At 72.9% G+C, this 21,322-nt stretch carries 17 protein-coding genes; 6 read left to right on the plus strand and 11 right to left on the minus strand.

The features are described 5' to 3' along the window. Positions 1-89: 89 nt before the first annotated feature. From glnA to ACZ4A5_RS01450, 3 genes are all read right to left on the minus strand, one after another. Positions 90-1,451, minus strand: coding sequence for a type I glutamate--ammonia ligase (gene glnA, locus ACZ4A5_RS01440; protein WP_361521573.1), 1,362 nt, complete (start codon positions 1,449-1,451; stop codon positions 90-92). 225 nt (positions 1,452-1,676) lie between these two features. Then, positions 1,677-2,546: an alpha/beta fold hydrolase gene (locus ACZ4A5_RS01445; protein ID WP_467576936.1), complete on the minus strand. Its 870-nt coding sequence runs from the start codon at positions 2,544-2,546 to the stop codon at positions 1,677-1,679. Positions 2,547-2,677: 131 nt separating this feature from the next. Beyond that, on the minus strand, positions 2,678-4,147 hold the full coding sequence (locus tag ACZ4A5_RS01450; RefSeq protein WP_467576939.1) for an APC family permease: 1,470 nt from the start codon (positions 4,145-4,147) through the stop codon (positions 2,678-2,680). 131 nt (positions 4,148-4,278) lie between these two features. Here ACZ4A5_RS01450 and ACZ4A5_RS01455 point away from each other — a divergent pair, with 131 nt between their 5' ends. Both ACZ4A5_RS01455 and ACZ4A5_RS01460 read left to right on the plus strand, forming a co-directional pair. After that, a complete protein-coding gene (locus tag ACZ4A5_RS01455; RefSeq protein WP_467576942.1) occupies positions 4,279-4,677 on the plus strand; it encodes a hypothetical protein in 399 nt (132 codons plus the stop codon). Between the two features lie 85 nt (positions 4,678-4,762). Next, positions 4,763-6,337, plus strand: a complete 1,575-nt coding sequence (locus ACZ4A5_RS01460; protein WP_467576945.1) for a multicopper oxidase family protein — start codon at positions 4,763-4,765, stop codon at positions 6,335-6,337. Between the two features lie 62 nt (positions 6,338-6,399). Here ACZ4A5_RS01460 and ACZ4A5_RS01465 read toward each other — a convergent pair whose 3' ends face one another. Then, entirely contained in the window at positions 6,400-6,876 is a 477-nt protein-coding gene (locus tag ACZ4A5_RS01465) for a DUF4234 domain-containing protein (protein WP_467576948.1), read from the minus strand. 185 nt (positions 6,877-7,061) lie between these two features. Between ACZ4A5_RS01465 and ACZ4A5_RS01470 the strand changes: the two genes are divergently transcribed. After that, complete coding sequence (locus ACZ4A5_RS01470; protein WP_467576951.1) at positions 7,062-8,816, plus strand: NAD+ synthase; 1,755 nt, start codon at positions 7,062-7,064, stop codon at positions 8,814-8,816. Between the two features lie 254 nt (positions 8,817-9,070). Here the strand turns inward: ACZ4A5_RS01470 and ACZ4A5_RS01475 are convergent, their stop codons facing one another. The 6 genes from ACZ4A5_RS01475 to ACZ4A5_RS01500 form a co-directional block, all read right to left on the minus strand. After that, complete coding sequence (locus ACZ4A5_RS01475) at positions 9,071-9,322, minus strand: hypothetical protein (RefSeq protein ID WP_398867360.1); 252 nt, start codon at positions 9,320-9,322, stop codon at positions 9,071-9,073. Positions 9,323-9,388: 66 nt separating this feature from the next. Then, on the minus strand, positions 9,389-9,628 hold the full coding sequence (locus ACZ4A5_RS01480) for a DUF2277 domain-containing protein (RefSeq protein ID WP_467576954.1): 240 nt from the start codon (positions 9,626-9,628) through the stop codon (positions 9,389-9,391). Positions 9,629-9,681: 53 nt separating this feature from the next. Next, positions 9,682-10,911 carry an MFS transporter gene (locus tag ACZ4A5_RS01485; RefSeq protein ID WP_467576957.1) on the minus strand — a complete coding sequence of 410 codons (1,230 nt, stop codon included), beginning with the start codon at positions 10,909-10,911 and terminating at the stop codon, positions 9,682-9,684. A gap of 145 nt (positions 10,912-11,056) precedes the next feature. Then, positions 11,057-11,998, minus strand: coding sequence for an endonuclease/exonuclease/phosphatase family protein (locus ACZ4A5_RS01490; protein WP_467577254.1), 942 nt, complete (start codon positions 11,996-11,998; stop codon positions 11,057-11,059). Between the two features lie 305 nt (positions 11,999-12,303). Next, complete coding sequence (locus ACZ4A5_RS01495) at positions 12,304-12,975, minus strand: TetR/AcrR family transcriptional regulator (RefSeq protein WP_467576960.1); 672 nt, start codon at positions 12,973-12,975, stop codon at positions 12,304-12,306. Then, the gene (locus ACZ4A5_RS01500) at positions 12,972-14,582 is read right to left on the minus strand and encodes an MFS transporter (RefSeq protein WP_467576963.1); all 1,611 of its coding nucleotides are present in this window, start codon (positions 14,580-14,582) and stop codon (positions 12,972-12,974) included. Before ACZ4A5_RS01500 ends, ACZ4A5_RS01495 begins: the two co-directional genes overlap by 4 nt. A 157-nt stretch (positions 14,583-14,739) precedes the next feature. On the opposite strand from ACZ4A5_RS01500, the gene panB reads away from it, so the two are divergent. From panB to ACZ4A5_RS01515, 3 genes are all read left to right on the plus strand, one after another. Next, a complete protein-coding gene (gene panB, locus ACZ4A5_RS01505; RefSeq protein WP_467576966.1) occupies positions 14,740-15,609 on the plus strand; it encodes a 3-methyl-2-oxobutanoate hydroxymethyltransferase in 870 nt (289 codons plus the stop codon). A gap of 75 nt (positions 15,610-15,684) precedes the next feature. Further along, the gene (locus ACZ4A5_RS01510) at positions 15,685-16,704 is read left to right on the plus strand and encodes an ATP-binding cassette domain-containing protein (RefSeq protein ID WP_467576968.1); all 1,020 of its coding nucleotides are present in this window, start codon (positions 15,685-15,687) and stop codon (positions 16,702-16,704) included. After that, positions 16,701-17,531: an ABC transporter permease gene (locus ACZ4A5_RS01515; protein ID WP_467576972.1), complete on the plus strand. Its 831-nt coding sequence runs from the start codon at positions 16,701-16,703 to the stop codon at positions 17,529-17,531. The genes ACZ4A5_RS01510 and ACZ4A5_RS01515 overlap by 4 nt, the downstream gene beginning before the upstream one ends. A 26-nt stretch (positions 17,532-17,557) precedes the next feature. Here ACZ4A5_RS01515 and ACZ4A5_RS01520 read toward each other — a convergent pair whose 3' ends face one another. Continuing rightward, on the minus strand, positions 17,558-21,274 hold the full coding sequence (locus ACZ4A5_RS01520) for an AfsR/SARP family transcriptional regulator (RefSeq protein ID WP_467576975.1): 3,717 nt from the start codon (positions 21,272-21,274) through the stop codon (positions 17,558-17,560). Between the last annotated feature and the right edge of the window lie 48 nt (positions 21,275-21,322).

Genomic DNA, 21,322 nt, shown 5'->3' on the forward strand with positions numbered 1-21,322 from the left:
TCCCCACCTCCCCCCCCCCCCCCCCCCCCCCCCCCCCCCCCCCCCCCCCCCCCCCCCCCCCCTCCCCCCCCCCCCCGCGGCCGCTGACGTCAGAGAACCGGAAGCATCTTGCGGAGTTCGAACGCGGTCACTTCCGAACGGTACTCCTCCCACTCCTGCTTCTTGTTGCGCAGGAAGAAGTCGAAGACGTGCTCGCCGAGCGTCTCGGCGACCAGCTCGCTGCGCTCCATCAACTCGATGGCCTCACCGAGGTTCTGCGGCAGCGGCTCGATGCCCATGGCCCGGCGCTCCGCGTCGGAGAGCGCCCAGACGTCGTCGTCGGCGCCGGCGGGCAGTTCGTAGCCCTCCTCGATGCCCTTGAGGCCGGCGGCCAGCAGGACGGCGTAGGTGAGATAGGGGTTGGCGCCGGAGTCGATGGAGCGGACCTCGACGCGGGTGGAGCCGGTCTTGCCGGGCTTGTACATCGGCACGCGGATGAGCGCGGAGCGGTTGTTGTGGCCCCAGCAGATGTACGAGGGGGCCTCGCCGCCCGCGCCCGCCGTGCGCTTGGAGCCGCCCCAGATCCGCTTGTAGGAGTTGACCCACTGGTTGGTGACGGCGGAGGTCTCGGCGGCGTGCCGGAGCAGTCCGGCGATGAAGGAGCGGCCGACCTTGGAGAGCTGGTACTCGGCGCCCGACTCGTAGAAGGCGTTGCGGTCGCCCTCGAAGAGGGAGAGGTGGGTGTGCATCCCGGAGCCGGGGTACTCCGAGAACGGCTTGGGCATGAAGGTGGCCTGCACGCCCTGCTCCAGCGCCACCTGCTTCATCACGAGCCGGAAGGTCATGACGTTGTCGGCGGTGGAGAGCGCGTCGGCGTAGCGCAGGTCGATCTCCTGCTGGCCGGGGGCGCCCTCGTGGTGGCTGAACTCGACCGAGATGCCCATGGATTCGAGCATGGTGATGGCCTGGCGGCGGAAGTCCATGCCCACGTTCTGCGGGGTGTGGTCGAAATAGCCGGAGTTGTCGGCGGGCACCGGGCGGGAGCCGTCGACGGGCTTGTCCTTGAGCAGGAAGAACTCGATCTCGGGGTGGGTGTAGAAGGTGAAGCCGAGGTCGGAGGTCTTGGCGAGGATGCGCTTGAGGACGTAGCGCGGGTCGGCGTAGGACGGGGAGCCGTCGGGCATCAGGATGTCGCAGAACATCCGGGCCGTGCCGGGGGCCTCGGCACGCCAGGGGAGGATCTGGAAGGTGCCGGGGTCGGGCTTGGCGATCATGTCCGACTCGTACACACGGGCGAATCCCTCGATCGCCGAGCCGTCGAAGCCGATGCCCTCGTCGAAGGCCTGCTCCAGCTCCGCCGGGGCGACGGCCACGGACTTCAGATAGCCCAGCACATCGGTGAACCACAGCCGTACGAACCGGATGTCGCGCTCTTCGAGCGTACGGAGCACGAACTCCTGCTGCTTATCCATAATCCACCTATCCTCGGTCAGGCCGCCCCTTCCCAAGCCGCGGGGCACATCGGGGGCACATGAGCATCCCACCACACGATTTCGGGTGCGTTGCGTACGCGCGTCTGAACGTCTCCGCTCGTGCGGGGGTACCGTCCATGGCCACGGGCCCCTGGAAGAGCATCGCTTTCCATACTGCCTGTCCGCCCCCGTCCGTGTAACGGCCGGGGGCGGACAGGGGAAACGTCAGGTGCCGCCGGGGACCATCGGCATGGCCAGCACGGCCGCCGCGATCGCCTGCGGGCGGTCGTACATCAGCAGGTGACCGGCGGGTGCCACCGCCTCGAAGCGGCCGTCGAGGCGGGTCGCGAGGGCGCGCTGGCGCTCCAGCCAGCGGCGCTCCACGGCGGACCCGGTGCCCGGGGAGGCCGCGAGGACGGTCACCGGCACGGGCGGCATCGGGTGCCGGTCCCGCAGCTCGTGGAGCTCGGCGGCGACGTCGCGGTAGCGGGCGTTCTCCATCAGCAGGGCGCGCAGCACCCGGCCGGTCCCGTAGGTGCGGCGCACCAGCTCGGCGGGGGCCGGGTCCTGGCGGGTGACGGAGGAGGCCCGGACGGTGAGCTTGCGCAGGGAGGGGCCGAGCGCGCGGGGCAGCCCGGCGGCGGCGAGGACCAGTCCCCGGGCGTGCGCGGCGGTGGTGCGCAGCTCACGGGCGGGCGCGGCCCCGCGCTCGTCCTCCACGCTGCTGTCGACCAGCACGATCCCGGCCGTGCGCAGCGGGTGCAGCCGGGCGAACGCCTCGGCGTGGAAGCCGGCGAGCGAGTGGCCCACGACCGTGGCCGGTCCGCCGAGCCCCAGGGCGTCGAGGACGCCCGCTATCCGCGCGGCCTCCCCGGCGGCGGTGGGCGGTTCGAGGGGCGGCGCGCTGAAGCCGAGGCCGGGCCGGTCGAAGCGGACGACGGTGCGGTGCCCGGTGAGCAGCGGCACGACGGGGTCCCAGTCGAACCAGCCCATGCCGAGTCCCGCGCTCAGCACGCACACGGGCCCGGAGCCCTCGCACACGACGTGCAGCGGCACCCCGCCGACCCGCAGCATGTGCCCTGGTGGCCGCTCCATACCGTCCACACTGTCCCCCTTGTGACCGTCCGTCCACACCGCGCGGAGCGCGACGAGGACGACCGTACCGGCGCGCGGCGGCAGCCCGCGCCACGGCCCCCTCGCCGGGGAATTCCGTGGTAGCGGGGCGGCTACTCCCCGGCCGGCCGCGCGCGGTGTTCCGGCGCCACCCAGTGCGGCTTGCGGAGCTTCAGCAGGGCGAGCGGCGCGAGGAAGCCGAGGACCAGCAGGCCGCCGCCCACGGTGAGGAGGTAGCGCCACAGCGGGCCGCCGCCGAACTGGTCCGGCGGGACGAAGCCGATGCACATGGCCGCGAGCGAGGCCGCGAAGCCGACGCCCGCCACCAGCCGCACGGCCGGGACGCGGAAGCCGCGCGGCCGGTCCGGCTGGGTGGTCCGCAGCCGGACCACGGCGGCGAACATCAGCAGATAGACGACCAGATAGATCTGGGTGGTGATCACCGAGAAGATCCAGTAGGCGCTGGAGACATCGGGGATGAAGGCGTAGAGCAGCGCGATGAGGGTGGTGAGCACGCCCTGCGCGACCATGATGTTCCGCTGCACGCCGTGCTTGTTGAGCTTCTGCAGGACGGGCGGCAGATAGCCCTCCTGCCGGGCGACCATCAGCAGGCCCTTGGAGGGGCCCGCCAGCCAGGCGAGCATGCCGCCGAGCGCGGCCACGACGAGCAGCACCCCGACGACCTTGGTCAGCCAGCCCACGTGGAAGTGGTCGAAGAAGCCCTGGAACGCCTGCATCACGCCCGCGGTCAGGCTGAGGTCCTCGCCCGGCATCACCCAGCTGATCGCGAGCGCCGGGAGGATGAAGATCAGCAGGACGAGTCCGGTGGCGGCGAAGACCGAGCGCGGGAACTGCCTGCCGGGCTCGCGCAGCGAGGCGACGTGCACGCCGTTCATCTCCATGCCCGCGTAGGACAGGAAGTTGTTCACGATCAGGACGAGGCTGGCGAGCCCGGTCCACGGCGGCAGGAAGTGGCCGCTGTCCATGGGCGCGGCGGGGGCGTTGCCCTGGCCGAGGAAGACCAGGCCGAGCACGACGAGCACCACGCCCGGGATCAGCGTCCCGATCACCAGGCCCGCGCCGGCCAGCCCGGCGACCGCCTTCGTGCCGCGCGAGGAGATCAGCACGCCCGACCAGTAGACGACGACGATGACCAGGGCGACGTAGAGCCCGTTGCCGGCGAGCCGGGGGTCGATGACGTACGCGAACGTGCTCGCCACATAGGCGAGCAGGCTCGGGTAGTAGGCGATGGTCATCGCGAACTGGCACCAGACGGCCAGGAAGCCGAGCGGCTTGGAGAGCCCCTCGCTCACCCAGCGGTAGACGCCGCCGGTCCAGCCGGAGGCGAGCTCGGCGGAGACCAGCGCGGTCGGCAGCAGGAAGACCACGGCGGGTACGACGTAGAGGAAGACGGCGGCGAGGCCGTAGATCGCCATGGACGGCGAGGGCCGCAGGTTGGCGACCGACGCCGTGGTCATCATCGCGAGGGTCACCCACGAGATGAACTGCGTCTGGGTGGCGCCCGGGGTGGTGGCGCCCGTGGCGAGGGGACGGTCGTCCCTCACCTGGTCCGTGCTGGTCATGTGAGGTGGAGCGTCCTTCGGCGGGCGTCGATCGTGTACGCCCCAATGATCCCATCTGCGACACCTGGAGAAGGCATACCCCGAGGGGGTAAGGTGCCGCGGAGGTGCGTCAGGAGTTCGGGGGACAGGCGATGGCAGGACAGCGCGGGGCCGCCGCCCGGTGCGGTCGGCTGCTGCTGTTCACCGCGCTGCTGCTGGGCATCGTGACCATGCACGCGCTGGGGCACCCGGCGGAGCACGGCGGCCCGGCGGCCGGCTCGCACTCGATGCGGGCGGAAATCCACCACGCCGCTCCCCCGCAGGCCCCTTCCGTCCACGGCGAGAGCCACGGCATGGACCCCATGTCCGTCTGCCTCGCCGTGCTCGGCTCCGCCCTCCTCGCGCTCGTCCTCCTCCTCGGGGCGGCCGCGCTGCGCCGCGCCGCTACGGCCCTGCCCGCGCTCCGCGCGCGGCTGCTCCTCGTCCTCCGGCCCATCCCGCCGCCACCACGGCACAAGGCCCTCGCCCGGCTGTCGGTCCTGCGCGTGTAGCAGCGGGTGCCGCCGCGCCCCCGTGCGCGGCGGCACGCGCCGCTGCCTCTTTCACAGGACCCGACACCACGAGGTGCTCTTCCCCATGTCTTCCCCCACCCGCCGCGCCGTGCTCGGCGCGGGACTCGCCGCTGCCGGAAGCGGACTGCTCGCCGCCTGTTCCGGGAGCCGGGACGGCCGTCCGGCCCCGGCCGCGCCCTCCGCCGGCTATCTCGCCCCGGACGGCGAGGAGGTCGCCGCCGCCGAGGCGAAGCGCGGCACCGGCCCCGTACGCGAGATGGAGCTGACGGCCACCCGCGCCCGGCTCGACCTGGGCGGCCGTATGGTCGACTCCTGGGCGTACGGCGACCGGCTGCCCGGCAGGGAGATCCGGGTCACCGCGGGCGACACGCTCGCGCTGACCCTCGCCAACCACCTGCCCGAGGCCACCTCCCTGCACTGGCACGGGCTCGCGCTCCGCAACGACATGGACGGCGTCCCCGGCCTCACCCAGCGCGCGGTGGGGCCAGGAGCCTCGTACGCCTACCGCTTCACCGTCACGCACCCCGGCACCTACTGGGTCCACCCGCACTCGGGCGTCCAGCAGGACCGGGGGCTCTACGCCCCGCTGATCGTGGAGGACCCCAAGGAGCCGCTCTCCTACGACAAGGAGTGGGTGGTCGTCCTGGACGACTGGGTCGACGGCGTGGACGGCAGCACGCCCGACGGGGTGCTGGCCGAACTGAGCCGGGGCATGGGCGGCATGGAGGGCATGGACCACGGCGGGCACGGCATGGGGAAGATGTCCGGCATGGCGAGGGGCGCCGGGCAATCCTCCCCGGCTCCCTCCGGGCCGCCCCGGATGATGATGGGCGCGACCAGCCCGCTCCTCGGCGGGGACGCGGGCGACGTCGCGTACCCGCACTACCTCGTCAACGGACGGACGCCCGACGCCCCGGAGACCTTCACCGCGAAGCCCGGCGACCGCGTCCGCGTCCGCTTCGTCAACGCGGGCGGCGACACGGCCTTCCGGGTGGCGCTCGGCGGCCACCGGATGACGGTGACGCACACGGACGGCTTCCCCGTCGAGCACGCGGAGACGGACGCGCTGCTGCTGGGCATGGGCGAGCGGTACGACGTGCTGGTCGAGGCCGGGGACGGGGTGTTCCCGCTGACGGCGCTGGCCGAGGGCAAGAACGCCGCCGCGCTGGCGGTGCTGCGCACGGGCGGCGGCCCGGCGCCCGAGGCGGCCGCCCGGCCGCGGGAACTGGACGGCACCCTGCTGACGGCCGACCGGCTGAAGGCGGACCGGAGCGTGCGGCTCCCAGGCCGCCGGCCGGACCGCACGATCGAGCTCGACCTCACGGGCTCGATGGCGAAGTACGACTGGGCGGTCAACAACCGGAAGTACGCGCCCGATCAGCGCTGTCCGGTGGCGGCGGGCGAGCGGGTCCGGCTCGCCTTCGTGAACAGGACGACGATGTGGCACCCGATGCACCTGCACGGCCACACCTTCGCGCTGCCCGGCGGCGGGCCGCGCAAGGACACCGCGATCGTCCGCCCGGGACAGCGCCTCGAGGTCGACTTCGACGCCGACAACCCGGGGCTGTGGATGCTCCACTGCCACAACGTCTACCACGCGGAGTCCGGGATGATGACGGTCCTCGGCTACCGGCGCTGACCGACGGCCGCGGGGCCCGCGCCGGTTCGGCACGGGCCCCGCGGGCTGTCATACGGCATGGCTCAGACGGCCAGCGGCACCTGGGTGCCGGGCTCGGGCCGGCCGTAGTGGTCGACGACCTTGTTCAGCTCGATCTGGTAATAGAGCGCGTGGAAGCCGAAGAACGCGAGGAACAGGCCCAGTCCGCCGCTGCACGAGGGCGACAGGCCCGCGGCGCGCTGCGCCTCGGCGATGCGCCGGCCCGTGTTGAAGATCGACACGTACGGCGGAATGATCAGGAAGATGCCCAGCGTGATGGCGAGCACCGACATGGCGGGGTTGATGTGCCGCCGGCTGTCGAACTGCGCCATCTCCTTGTTGACCTTGTAGTGCCAGACGATGCCGTAGATGCCGAGAGTGATCAGCGGCAGGCCCAGCCAGGCGGCGAAGGGGTTGCGGCGCTTCATCGACAGGCCGTAGGCGGCGGGCCCCGGGGCCGGGTAGCCCATCGGCGCCTGCTGCGGATAGCCCGCACCACCGTACGGGTTCTGCGGGGGCATGGCCGGAGGGTAGCCCTGCGTGCTCAACGCGGTCTCCTAGGAAGAACTTCGAAACAAGACATGCCCATGGCATATGCCAGGGGCGACGCGCCGAAGCTTGTCACAAGATCACATGCGCCCGCCACGGCGGCGGCCCGGCACCGGCTCCCCTACATCGCGTCAGACAGACGATTAGACTGGGCGCCGTGCCTCAACTTCGTCTCGCTCTGAATCAGATCGATTCCTGCGTCGGTGATCTCGCCGGGAACGCCGAGTCGATCGTCCGCTGGGTCCGGCACTCCGCCGAGCAGGGCGCCCACTTGGCCGCCTTCCCCGAGATGGCGCTGACGGGCTACCCCGTGGAGGACCTCGCGCTGCGCTCCTCCTTCGTCGAGGCCGGCCGGGAGGCGCTGCGCTCGCTCGCCGCCCGGCTCGCCGCCGAGGGCCTGGGCGAACTGCCGGTCGTCGTCGGCTATCTCGACCGCAGCACGCGGACGCAGCCCCGGCTGGGCCGCCCGGCGGGCGCGCCGCGCAACGCCGCGGCCGTGCTGCACCGGGGCGAGGTGGCACTCTCCTTCGCCAAGCACCACCTGCCCAACTACGGCGTCTTCGACGAGTTCCGCTACTTCGTGCCCGGCGACACCATGCCGGTGGTGCGGGTGCGCGGCATCGACGTCGCGCTCGCGATCTGCGAGGACCTGTGGCAGGAGGGCGGCCGGGTGCCCGCCGCCCGCGCCGCCGGCGCCGGGCTGCTGCTGTCGGTCAACGCCTCGCCGTACGAGCGCGAGAAGGACGACACACGGCTGGAGCTCGTCCGCAAGCGCGCCCAGGAGGCGGGCTGCACGACGGCGTACCTCGCGATGACCGGCGGCCAGGACGAGCTGGTCTTCGACGGGGACACCATCGTCGTCGACCGCGACGGCCAAGTGCTCACGCGCGCCCGGCAGTTCGAGGAGCGCTGCGTGGTGATCGACCTCGACCTGCCGGCCGCCGCGGCCGAGGCGCCCTCCGGGGTGGTGGACGACGGCCTGCGCATCGACCACGTCGTGCTGACCGCCGACCCGCTCCCGCCGTACGAGGCGAAGGCGGCGGGCACGGTCGCGGAGCGGCTCGGTGACGCCGAGGAGGTGTACGAGGCGCTGGTCATCGGCCTGCGCGCGTACGTCACCAAGAACAACTTCCGCAGCGTGGTGATCGGGCTCTCCGGCGGCATCGACTCGGCGCTGGTCGCCGCCATCGCGTGCGACGCGCTCGGCGCGGAGAACGTGCACGGCGTGGCCATGCCGTCCCGCTACTCCTCCGAGCACTCCCTCGCCGACGCCGAGGAGCTCGCCCGGCGCACCGGCCTGCGGCTGCGGACCGTGCCGATCGCGCCGATGTTCGACGCGTACATGGGAGCGCTGGGGCTCACCGGCCTCGCGGAGGAGAACCTCCAGTCGCGGCTGCGCGGCACGATGCTGATGGCGATCTCCAACCAGGAGGGGCACATCGTGCTCGCGCCGGGCAACAAGTCGGAGCTGGCCTGCGGTTACTCCACGCTCTACGGCGACTCGGTCGGCGCGTACGGGCCGATCAAGGACGTCTACAAGACCTGGGTCTTCCGGCTCGCCACCTGGCGCAACCGGGCGGCCGAGGAGCGCGGCGAGACCCCGCCGATCCCGGAGAACTCCATCACCAAGCCGCCGAGCGCCGAGCTGCGGCCGGGCCAGGTGGACACCGACTCGCTGCCGGACTACGAGGTGCTGGACCGGATCCTGGAGCGGTACGTCGACCGGGACCAGGGCCGGGCGGAGATCGTGGCGGCGGGCTTCGACGCGGAGCTGGTCGCGCGGGTGCTGCGGATGGTCGACACCGCGGAGTACAAGCGCCGGCAGTACCCGCCGGGCACGAAGATCTCCGCGAAGGGCTTCGGCAAGGACCGCCGCCTGCCGATCACCAACCGCTGGCGCGAGACGTCCTGAGCGCGGTGCGCGCCTCCGCGATCGCCGGACGGGCCGGTGGTGAACCCACCTCGGCCACTTCAAGCCCGGCCGGCGATCGAGGCCGCCCGCCGCAGGCGCTACGGAGCCGCACCCGGAAGCGAGCGGACACGGCTCTCAGTAATGCCCCGGACCATTGGCCTCCGGACAGACCACGACCGAACCGTCCGGCTGCGCGATGAGTCCCTTGCCCTCACAGTGCTGACACGGCTGCTGTGGCTGCCGCTCGTCATCGCTCATGTCTGCGCTCCCCGTGGGATCTTGAAGACGTGCCCGCATCCTTCATAGGTGATCCGGCCGCCCGTGAGCGTGCCCGGTTCCAGCATCACGGACGACGGCAGCCGGCCGCACTCCGGACAGGTCGGGAATCCACTGCGCACCGGGACGACGACCGGCACCCCGGACGACATCTCCAGGTGGATGCCGCCCTGCACACAGAACTGGCGGATCGCTGATACTTGGCCTTCGGTGAGCGTCGGCTGTGTCATGGCCTGCCGGGACCACTCCCCTTCCCTCTCTCGCCTCTTCCGATCCCGCTTGCCGCCCGGGCCGGCTCACCCCGTGGCGGGGCGGCGCCCGGCGCCCGGGCCGCCCCGTATCTCCAGGCCGTCGAGCAGCGCCTTGGTCGCCAGCGCGACGGCGTCCACGGCGTGCTCGAAGACCGCCTGGTTGTGGGCGGCGGGTGCCCGGAAGCCGGACACCTTCCGTACGTACTGCAAGGCCGCCGCGTGGATGTCCTCGGCGCCCACCTCGGGCGTCACCGGCGGTCTGAGGGTCTTGATACTGCGGCACATGCCCCCAGTGTGCCGCGCGTCACCGACAGCCCGCCGCCCATGGCCAAGGGCTGTCAGCGCGGGACGCCCGCGGACTCGGGGGCCCGGTCGCCCGGCCGGTCGCCGGAGGCGACGACCCGGGACGCGCCCGCCGCGCCGGCGCGGTCGCGGTCCAGCAGACCGGCGGTGACCGCGACGGCCAGGCCCACGACCGCGAGGACCGCGCCGACCAGGGTCGGGGAGCTCCAGCCCCAGCCGGCGGCGATGGCGACGCCGCCGAGCCAGGCGCCACCCGCGTTGGCCAGGTTGAACGCCGAGTGGTTGGAGGCGGAGGCCAGGGTGGGGGCCTGCCGCGCCTTGTTCATGACGAGCATCTGGAGCGGCGTGGTGGTCATGAAGCCGACCGCGCCGAGGATCACCACGGTGACGAGCGCCGCCCACTTCACATGGACGGTGAAGTCGAAGAGCACGAGGACGGCGGCGAGCGCGGCCAGCGATCCGTACAGCGTGGGGCGCAGCGCCCGGTCGGTCAGGGGCCCCGCGATCAGCGCGCCGAGGGTCATGCCGATGCCGAAGAGGGCGAGCACGATCGTCACGGAGGACTCGGCGAAGCCGGTGACCTCGGTCATCATCGAGGCGAGGTAGCTGTAGACGGCGAAGACCCCGGCGAAGCCGAAGACGGCGGTGAGCAGGCCGAGCAGCACCTGCCGGTCGCCCAGCGCGCGCAGCTCCTGGCCGAGGCCCTCGCTCCGCTCGCGCGGGATGCGCGGGACGAGGGCGGCGAGCGCGGCCATGGCGACGATCCCGATGGCCGCGACCACGAGGAAGGTGGCGCGCCAGCCGAGGTGCTGGCCGAGCAGGGTGGCGGTGGGGACGCCGACGATGTTGGCGACCGTGAGGCCGAGGAACATCGTGGCGACCGCCCGCGCCTGCCGGCCCTCACGCACCAGGCGGGCGGCGACGACCGCGCCGACGCCGAAGAAGGCGCCGTGCGGCAGGCCCGCGAGGACGCGTCCGGCGATGAGCAGCCCGAAGGACGGGGCGAGCGCGGAGGCGAGGTTCCCGATGGTGAAGAGCCCCATGAGCAGCACGAGCATGAGCTTGCGCGGGACGCGGGAGCCGAGGGCGGTGAGGAGCGGGGCGCCGATGACGACGCCGAGGGCGTAGGCGGAGACGAGGTAGCCGGCGGTGGGGACGGACGTGCCCAGGTCGTCGGCGACGTTGGGCAGCAGCCCCATCATCACGAACTCGGTCGTGCCGATACCGAAGGCGGAGACCGCGAGGGCGAGCAGCGCCAGGGGCATGAGGGGACAGCCTTTCGAGGGGGGGTGTGTTCCCGCGGGGGACGTGGGCCTGCCGCCCACGGAAAGTTCCCCCGGAGAACAAAGCCTCTCAGGCGGATGTTCCCGCTGTCGTTCCCTTTTGTGAACGATCAGGTGAACGGCCCGGTCAGAGCTTCATCCGCGCGGCCACCGGCAGGTGGTCGCTGCCCGTCCTGGGAAGGGTCCAGGCGGAGACGGGGTCCATCCCGCGCACCATGATCTGGTCGATGCGCGCCATCGGGAAGCTCGCCGGCCAGCTGAAGCCGAAGCCGTCGCCCGCGGCGCCCTGCGCGGAGCGCAGCTGCGAGGTGATGGGGGCGAGCGAGCGGTCGTTCATGGTGCCGTTGAGATCGCCGAGGAGGAGGACCTTCTTCTCCGGCTCCTTGGCGATGGCCTGGCCGAGCGCCTCGGCGCTGTTGTCCCGCTGTCCGGCGGTGAAGCCCGCGTTGAACTTCACGCGCACCGACGGCATGTGCGCGACGTAGACGGCGACGGGGCCCTGCGGCGTCTTGACCGTGGCGCGCAGGGCGCGGGTCCAGCCCATGCGGATGTCGACGGGCTGGACGAGTTCGAGCGGGTACTTGCTCCAGATGCCGACGGTGCCCTGGACGGAGTGGTACCGGTAGCTGCTCGCGAGGGCCTTCTCGTACGTCGGGACGGCCGACGCCTTGAGCTCCTCCAGCGCCACCACGTCCGCGCCGGAGGCGGCGACGTCCTTGGCGGTGCCGGTCGGGTCGGGGTTCTCGGCGTTGACGTTGTGGGTGGCGACGGTGAAGTTGCCGCCCTTGCCGGACTTGTCGGTGAGCAGCCCGCCGAAGAGGTTGACCCAGGCGACCGCCGGCAGCAGCAGGGCGATCAGCGCGGTGGCGGAGCGGCGCAGCACGGCGAGGACGAGCAGCACCGGTATGCCGAGGCCGAGCCACGGCAGGAAGGTCTCGGTGAGGCTGCCGAGGTTGCCCACCCGATTGGGGAGGTGGGTGTGCAGCAGCATCAGCAGCCCGAGGAGGACCGCGAAGGCGGCGACGACCAGGCCGCGCCGCCAGACGCCCGGGCCGCGCCACTGGTCCATGAGGCGCCGGGCCCGGGCGCCGGCCCGCTCCGGACCGTTCCCGTCTCGACCCGTCTCCTGCATGTACGCCTGCGCCATCGACTGCCTCACTGATCATCCGCTGCGGCCCCCGCACGACGATAGGTGATCACCGGTGCCGGGGCGTTCCCTCCACCCCGGGGTGGGGTGTCGGTCTCAAGGACGTGTCCGCGGCCCGGCCGGGTTCCGGTGGGCGGGCCGTGCGGGCGGGCTGTGACACAACGGGCATATTCGAGCGCGGCCGCCGCCCCGCGGGTCCTCGCGGGGCGGCGGCCGGGTCCGGCGGGTCAGTGGGCGGGGCCCTCCGGCCGGGGGCGCGCGCCCTCCATGACGGCGTCGACGATCTCCTCGGCGAGCCCCTCCGGCAGGTCCTCCCACTCGTGGAGCATGGCCCGGGAGAGCATCGGGCTGACGAAGAGGTCCGAGAGCAGCTGGATGTCGAGGTCGGAGCGGAGCTCGCCGGTCGCCATGCCGCGGCGCAGCACCGCGTGGACCATCGCGCGCCGGGCGAGGATGACCGTCTGGTGGTACTCCCTCCACAGCTTGGGGTGGGCCTGGACCTGGCTGATGACCGTGCGCAGGACGGCGGAGGAGCGCTTGGCGAGGCCGCGCCTGCGCAGCAGTTCCAGGACGGCGACAAGGTCGTCACGGGCGGAGGTGCCCGGGAGCTCGGGGACGGCGTCGTCCATGGAGCGCAGGACGTCGAGCATCAGCTCCTCCTTGCCGGCCCAGCGCCGGTAGAGGCTGGCCTTGCCGACGCCCGCCTCGCGGGCGATCCGCTCCATGGACAGCTCGCCCATGGTGACGCCCTCCTCCAGCAGGCGCAGGACGGTCTCGACGACGGTGGTGTCGACGGCGGCGTTGCGCGGGCGGCCGCGCCGCTCGGCGGGCTCCGCCGCCGGGACGGGGACCGCCCCGGCGGCGGACGCTGTCGTCCCGCCCGGTGCCCGCCCGGTCATGTGCCCGCTCCCGCCTGCTCCTTCTCCGCGCCGGGCCGGGTGTCCGCCCCGCTCGCGGCGGTGGCCCCGCGGCCCGGCAGGAAGAGCGCGACGACGGCCGCGCCGAGCAGGGCGACGCCGGCGGAGCCCAGCACGGTGACGTGCATGGCGTGGATGAAGGCGTCGTTGGCCGGGCCGACGAGGGCCTTGCCCTGCGGGCCGAGCTTCTCGGCGACGCCCAGGGTGGCCTCGATGGACTCGCCCGCGGCGTGCCGCGCGGAGTCGGACAGGCCGGGGACCGCGTCGAGGTCGCCGGAGATGCCGTCGCGGTAGGTGGTGGAGAGCAGGGAGCCCAGCACCGCGACCCCGAGCGCGCCGCCGACCTGCCGGAAGGTGTTGTTCACGGCGGAGCCGGAACCGGCCTTCTCGCGGGGCAGCGACTGCATGATCGAGACGGTGGCGGGCGGCATGATGTGCGCCATCCCCGTGCCCTGGAGGAAGAACAGCACCTCCAGGACCCAGATCGGGGTGTCGGTGCCGAGCAGCAGGAAGCCCGCCGTGGTGGCGGCGACCAGCAGCATGCCGGTGGTGCACACCGCCTTGGCGCCGAACTTGTCGACGACGAGCCGGGCGCGCGGCGCGAAGAACATCTGGGCGGCGGCCAGCGGCAGCAGGAGCAGGCCGCTCTGGAGCGGGGTGTAGCCGCGCACGCTCTGGGTGTAGAAGACGATGAAGAAGGTCGTGCCCATCAGCGCGAAGAAGACCAGCGAGATGGAGGAGACCGCGGCGGAGAAGGCGGGGTTGCGGAAGTACCGCACGTCGATGGCCGGGTGGTCACTGCGCCGCTCGTGCAGGACGAACGCGATCAGGACCAGCAGGCCGCCGCCGACCGTGCCGTAGACCTCGGGCCGGGTGAAGTCGGCGAGCTGGCCACCCTTGATGATCCCGTAGACGAGGAGGACGAGGCCGACGACGGACAGCAGCACGCCGACCGGGTCGAGGCGGCCCGGCCGCGGGTCCTTGGAGTCGGGGACGAGCAGCACCATCGCGATCAGACCGACGATCACGATCGGGACGTTCACCAGGAAGACCGAGCCCCACCAGAAGTGGTCGAGCAGGATGCCGCCGGTGATCGGCCCTATGGCGATGGCCAGCCCGACGGCACCGGCCCAGATGCCGATCACCTTGGGCTGCTCCTCGCGCTCGAAGACGTTCATGATGATGGCCAGCGTCGCGGGCATCACGAAGGCGCCGCCGAAGCCCATCACGGCACGGAAGCCGATCAGCTCGCCGGAGGAGCCGGCGAAGGCGGAGAGCACCGAGCCGATGCCGAACACCACCATGCCGAAGAGCAGGACCTTCTTGCGCCCGAGCCGGTCACCGAGCAGCCCCGCGGTGAAGAGTATTCCGGCGAAGACCAGGGTGTAGGAGTTGATCGCCCACTCGAGCTGGCTCTGCGTCGCGCCCAGGCCGTCGGGGGCCGGGGAGGCGATGGTCTTCATCGCCACATTGAGGATCGAGTTGTCCAGCACCACGATCAGGAGGCTGAACAGCAGCACCGTCAGGATCGCCCACCGTCTGCGGTGGACCGCCTCGGGAACCCGGCGGGCCGGGATATCAGTCGACATGCGGACCAGCCTACGTTCCTTTCGATACGCACCCGTCTCGTATTGGAAAGTCTTTGCGAAGGACCGCTCTGGTCTGCCCGGCCGGGGCGTGTCAGCATGGAGGTGATCCGGGGACGCCGTCAGGGCGCCTCGAGACGACATCACAGGAGCCACCGCCATGACGCATGTCCCGAACACCCCCGACAGCAGCCCGGCCGATCCCAAGGCGCTGTACGGAGGGAAGAGCTCCCGGCGGATCACCGTCCGCGACATCGCCGCCGCCAAGGCGCGCGGCGAGAAGTGGCCCATGCTCACCGCCTACGACGCGCTGACCGCCTCCGTCTTCGACGAGTCCGGCATCCCCGTCCTGCTGGTCGGCGACTCCATGGGCAACTGTCACCTCGGCTACGAATCCACCGTGCCCGTCACGATGGACGAGATCGCGGTGCTCTCCGCCGCCGTCGTACGCGGCACCCGGCGCGCGCTCGTCGTCGCCGACCTGCCCTTCGGGTCGTACCAGGAGAGCCCCGTCCAGGCGCTGCGCAACGCCACCCGGCTGGTGAAGGAGGCGGGCGTCGGCGCGATCAAGCTGGAGGGCGGCGAGCGGTCCGCCGAGCAGATCCGGCTGCTCGTCGAGGCCGGCATCCCGGTCATGGCCCACATCGGCCTGACCCCGCAGTCGGTCAACGCCTTCGGCGGCTATCCCGTGCAGGGCCGCGGCGAGGAGGCGGCCCAGCAGCTGCTCCGCGACGCCAAGGCCGTCCAGGACGCGGGCGCGTTCTCGGTCGTCCTGGAGCTGGTCCCGGCGGAGCTGGCCGCGGAGGTCACGCGCACCCTGCACATCCCGACGGTCGGCATCGGCGCCGGGCAGGAGTGCGACGCGCAGGTGCTGGTGTGGACGGACATGGCCGGCATGACGGCCGGCCGGGTGCCGCGCTTCGTGAAGCAGTACGCGCGGCTGCGCGAGACGCTGGGCGAGGCGGCGCGCGCGTTCGGCGCGGACGTGGTGGGCGGCGCGTACCCCGCGGAGGAGCACTCCTTCCACTAACCCGTCGCGCATGGCGTAGGCGCGCTGTCGGCCGGCTGTCGGCGCGTTGTCAGTGGGGCCTGTCACGGTTACCCCATGACGCGAAAAGACAACCGCGGCGGAAACGCCGTCGAAGTCCGGGGCCTGGTCAAGCACTTCGGTGCCACCAAGGCCCTGGACGGGGTCGACCTTGACGTACGCGAGGGCACCGTCCTCGGCGTGCTGGGCCCCAACGGCGCGGGCAAGACCACTCTGGTCCGCGCCCTGTCCACCCTCATCAGGCCCGACGCGGGCACCGCCCGCGTCGCGGGCTACGACGTACTCACCCAGCCCCGGCAGCTGCGCCGGGTCATCGGGCTGACCGGTCAGTACGCCTCGGTCGACGAGAAGCTCTCCGGCTTCGAGAACCTCTATATGATCGGGCGGCTGCTCGACCTCTCCCGCAAGGACGCCCGGCGCCGCGCCGACGCCATGCTGGAGCGCTTCTCGCTCACGGAGGCGGCCAAGCGGCCCGCCATGCAGTATTCCGGCGGCATGCGCCGCCGGCTGGACCTGGCCGCGTCCATGATCGGACAGCCGGCCGTGCTCTATCTGGACGAGCCGACCACCGGCCTCGACCCCCGCACCCGCAACGAGGTGTGGGAGGAGGTCCAGCGGATGGTCGCCGAGGGCGCCACCGTCCTGCTCACCACGCAGTACATGGAGGAGGCCGAGCAGCTCGCGCAGGAGCTGACGGTCATCGACCGCGGCCGGGTGATCGCGGGCGGCCGCGTCGACGACCTCAAGGCGAAGGTCGGCGGCCGCACCCTGGTGATCCGGCCCGCCGACCGCGGCGAGCTGTCCCGCATGGTGGGCGCGCTGGCCCAGGCCGGGCTGGACGGCGTCACCGGCGCGACCGCCGACGAGGCGGCGGGCACGGTCAGCGTCCCGCTGCTGAGCGACGAGCAACTGACCGCGGTGATCGGCCTGTTGGGCGAGCGTGGTTTCGCCGTCGCCGACATCAGCACCCATCTGCCCAGCCTCGACGAGGTGTTCCTGGCCATCACCGGCCAGAAGGCATCCGCCCCGGTGGCACAGGGCGACGACGCAGAGGTACTTCAGGAGGTCGCCGCGTGAGCACCGCAACGGCAACGGCGGGCGCGCCGGTGAGGAAGGCCGCCGGCGAGGGCCGGATCGGCCTCCGGTCCAACCTCCGCCACATCGGCGCGCTCGCGCGCCGCAACATGCTCCAGATCAAGCAGGACCCGGAGTCGATGTTCGACGCCGTGCTCATGCCGATCATCTTCATCCTGCTCTTCACCTATGTCTTCGGCGGCTCCATCGGCGGCAAGGGCCATGAGCGGGAGTATCTGAACTACCTGGTCCCCGGCCTGATGGCGATGATGGGGATGAACATCTCCATGGCCGTCGGCACGGGCATCAACGACGACTTCAAGAAGGGGGTGATGGACCGCTTCCGCACCATGCCGATAGCCCGGTCCTCCGTCCTCGTCGCGAAGATCGTCGTCGAGGTCGGCCGGATGCTCATCGCGACGACGATCCTGCTGGCCATGGGCTTCGCCCTGGGCCTGACCGTCAGCACCTCGGTCCTGCACCTGCTGGCCGCGGTGGCGCTGTCGATCGTCTTCGGCGCCTCCCTGATGTGGATATTCATCCTGCTGGGCCTGACCATGAAGACGCCGCAGGCCGTCCAGGGCATCGCCATGCTCGTCCTGATGCCCCTCCAGTTCGGCAGCTCCATCTTCGCGCCCACCACGAACATGCCGGGCTGGCTGGAGGGCTTCACGGAGTACAACCCGCTGTCCAACCTCGCCGACGCCGCGCGCCATCTCATCAGGGGCGGCCCGGTGGCCCACTCGGTGTGGATGGTCCTCGCCTGGTCCGTGGCCATCACGGCCGTGACCGCGCCGCTGGCCGTCTCCCGCTTCCGCAGGAAGACCTGACGGCCGGGCGGGCCACGGGTGTCGCGTCATACGAGAGCGGTGGCCTCCTCCATGGTGAGGCCGCCGCCCTCGGCGTACGCGCGCTCGTAGGCCGGGACACCGAGCGCCGAGCGGGCCAGGTCCCGCACGCGCTGCACCGTCTCGCGCTCGGAGGACGGCGGGCAGTAGTCGACGGGCCGCAGCGCCTCGGAGGCACCCAGCAGGCGGGCCGCGGTGGCGGCGTTCTCCGCGCCGCCCAGTTCGGCGTAGGCCAGCGCCGCGTACTTCAGCTGGAGCGAGGCCAGTTGCGGCAGGACGAGCTGCGCCAGCGCGTCCTCGGTCATCGCGAGCCCGGCCCGCAGCCGCTCCAGCCCGTCGGCGGGCTTCTTCTCCATGATGTCGAGCCAGCCGAGCTGACCGTGCATCAGGCTCTGGAAGACCACGAGGAAGCCCTTGGTGAAGTCGGCCATCAGCTCGTCGAAGATCTCCCGGGCCTCCGCCGTGCGGCCGTCGCGGGCGATCCGGCTCGCGAGCTGCACCCGGGCGAAGGCGGACGCCTCCGGGTTGGCCTTGTCGGCCTCCCTGATCGCCTGCCGGAGCATGGCCTCCCCCTCCGCGGGGCCGATGGCTCCGGTCTCCAGCAACGCCTCGGCCAGCCGGGCGCGGAGCGCGGGCATCTCGCCCGTCGCGCCGAGCTCCAGCACTTGCTCGACGGCCTCGCCGTACGCCTGTGCCGCGAGCTCGAACTCACCCTGCCGCTCGTACGCCTCGCCGCGCCCCGCCAGTGCCTCGGCCACGCCCCAGCCGTCCCCGATCCGGCGGAAGATCTCCAGGGCCTCCTCGGCGTCCCGCGCGCCCTGTGCCAGCCGGCCCTTGCGATCGTTGAGGATCTTGGCGCGGAGCTGGAGAGCGTGGGCGAGTTCCCAGTCGTAGCCGAGCTCGCGGCAGCGCGCCACGCCCGAGTCCACGGCCGCCTGCACGCCCTCGAAGTCGCCGGACATCAGAATCGCGAAGAACCACATGAAGCCCGGCACACGGCAGTTCTGCGGCCGCCCTTCGCCGTACGCCTCCAGCACGCCGCGCATCCGCTGCTTCATCGCGGGCGAGCCGATCACCAGCATGTTGCTCTCGACATTGGCGAGCGCGATCATCCGCACCTGGCGCCGGGCCTCGGTCAGCAGCTCCGGCGGCATCGGCGGGGGCGCGTCGGTGCAGCCCACATACAGCGGAGGTGCCGGTTCCACGGGGTCGGCGAAGGGGTCCGGACCCAGCGCGGCGGCCGCCTCCGACCAAGTGCGGGCGTCACCGCGGTGGTCCCGCAGCTGCCAGAACCAGGCCAGGGAGAGCACCAGGCACAGCGCCTCCTGCTCGTCCCGGGCGGCGACGGAGCGGCGCAACGCGCTGCGCAGATTGTCGTGTTCGAGCTCCAGCCGGTCCAGCCAGACGCGCTGCGCGGGACCGCGCAGGAGCGGGTCGGCGGTGCGCGCGAGCTCACGGTAGGCGACCAGGTGACGGCGCTCGACGGCCGTACGCTCCCCGGCCTCGTCCAGCCGCTCGGCGGCGTACTCCCCCACCGTCTCCAGCAGGCGGTAGCGCATGTCGCCGTCGGCGGCGGGCGCGGCGACGACCAGCGACTTGTCGACCAGCGAGCCGAGCAGCGCGGCGACGTCCCGCGGCCGCACGGCGCCCTCGCCGCCCGCCTCCTCGTCCGAGCCGCAGACCTCCTCGGCCTTGCCGAGGTCGCAGCCGCCGGAGAAGACGGACAGCCTGCGCAGGACGGCCCGTTCGGGCGTGTCGAGGAGGTCCCAGGACCAGTCGACGACCGCGCGCAGGGTCTGCTGCCTGGGCAGGACCGTACGGCTGCCCGAGGTCAGCAGCCGGAAGCGGTCGTCCAGGCGGTCGGCGAGCCCGCGGGGGGTGAGCATCCGCAGCCGGGCGGCGGCCAGTTCGATGGCCAGCGGCATGCCGTCCAGCCGTCGGCAGATCTCGGCGCACGCCTCGGGGTCGTCCTCGACGCGGAAGCCGGGGCTGGCGGCGGCGCCCCGGTCGGCGAGCAGCCGCAGCGCGACGGGGTCGGGCAGCGGCTCCACCGGGCGCACCAACTCGCCCGGTACGGCGAGGGGTTCGCGGCTCGTGGCGAGCACGGTGACGTCCGGGCAGCGCGCGAGGAGGGTCTCGGCGAGGCGGGCGGCGGCGTCGACGACGTGCTCGCAGTTGTCGAGCACCAGCAGCATGCGGCGCGGCGCGCAGTGCTCGGCGAGCCGGTCCAGCGGGTCGAGCGCGGCGGCCTCGGCGGCCCGCACGCCCTCGGCGGTGGTGCCGCGCACGACGGTCTCGCGCGCGCCCAGCGCGGTGAGCACGGCCTCGGGCACGGTGCCGGGGTCGTCGACGGGCGCGAGCTCGGCGAGCCACACGCCGTCCGGCCAGCCGCCGTTCCCGGCGGCGGCCGCCTCCGCGGCCTCCTGCGACAGCCGCGTCTTCCCGGCCCCGCCGGGCCCGAGCAGCGTCACCAGCCGGTGCCGCCCGAGGTCGCCGCGTATGAGCTCCAGATCCCCCTCCCGCCCGACGAACGAGGTGAGCCGGGCCCGGAGATTGCCGTGCCGGGGCGCGCCGTACGGCGCGGGCGGGGCGTACGGACCGGAGGCCGCGCCGGGCGCGGCCGGAGGGCGCGCGGCTATGGCGGCGGCCGGGGCGGGAACGCCGTACGGCGGGTGCTCGCCGAGCGGCGCGGCGGCTTCGGCCGGCACCGGCCCGGCGGGCGGGGCGGGAGCGGCGGGCGCACCTGTGGCACCGCCGGGCGCGGAAGCCCCACCCGGCGCGGGACCGGCGTGCGCCCCGGAGGCACTGCCTGGCGCGGGAGCCTCGTCCAGCGCGGCACCGGCGTGTGCCCCGGAGGCACCGCCGCCGAAGGCCGAAGGCTCACCGCCCGGCACGGGACCGGCATGTGCCCCGGAAGCACCGCCCTCAAGCGGTGCACCACCCGGAAGCGACGCACCGCCCCGCGCGGAAGCGCCGAGCCGCGCCCGGCCCGCGTCCTGGGGTGCCGTCCCCGACAGAAGCTCCGCGTGCAGGGCACGCAGTTCCGGGCCCGGGTCCGCGCCCAGGCGGTCGGCTATCGCGGTGCGGACCGTCTCGTAGGCCGCGAGAGCCTCCGCCGGGCGGCCCGCGGCGCGCAGGGCGCGGAGGCGGAGGGCGTGCAGCGGCTCGTCCAGGGGGTGGTCGGCGCAGAGCTCGGCGAGCTCGGGAAGGACCCGCTCGGCGTGCCCGAGGGCGACCGCCGCGGCGAGGCGGCCGCGCCGGGCGTCGAGGTGGCGGGCCTCGTAGCGGCCCGCCATGGCCGAGCGGCCGGGCAGGTCGGCGAGTACGGGGCCGCGCCAGAGGGCGAGGGCCTCGCCGAGCAGGGCGTCGGCCCGCTCGGGGGCACCGGCGGCGAGCGCGGTCGTCCCCTCGTCGGCGAGCCGCTGGAAGCGGTGGAGGTCGACGTCGTCGGGCTCGGCGCACAGGCGGTAGCCGCCGTCCACGGAGGCCACCGCGTCCGGGCCGAGCGCGCGCCGCAGCCGGCCGACGAGTGCCTGGAGCGCCCCGGCCGCGTCGGCGGGCGGCTCGCCGTCCCAGACGGCGTCGATCAGCGCCTGCGCGGTGCGGGTGCGCCCCGGGTGCAGGGCGAGCGCCGCGAGGAGCGCGCGCAGCCGAGGGCCGCCCACGCCGGTGGGGCGGCCGTCGTCGGAATGGGCCTGGGTGGTGCCGAGGATGCCGTAACGCACGGTCCCATTCTCTCCCGGCCCGTCCACCCGGTTTTTTCACCGCCTCCA

The sequence above is a fragment of the Streptomyces sp. NPDC025618 genome, from assembly GCF_055558795.1.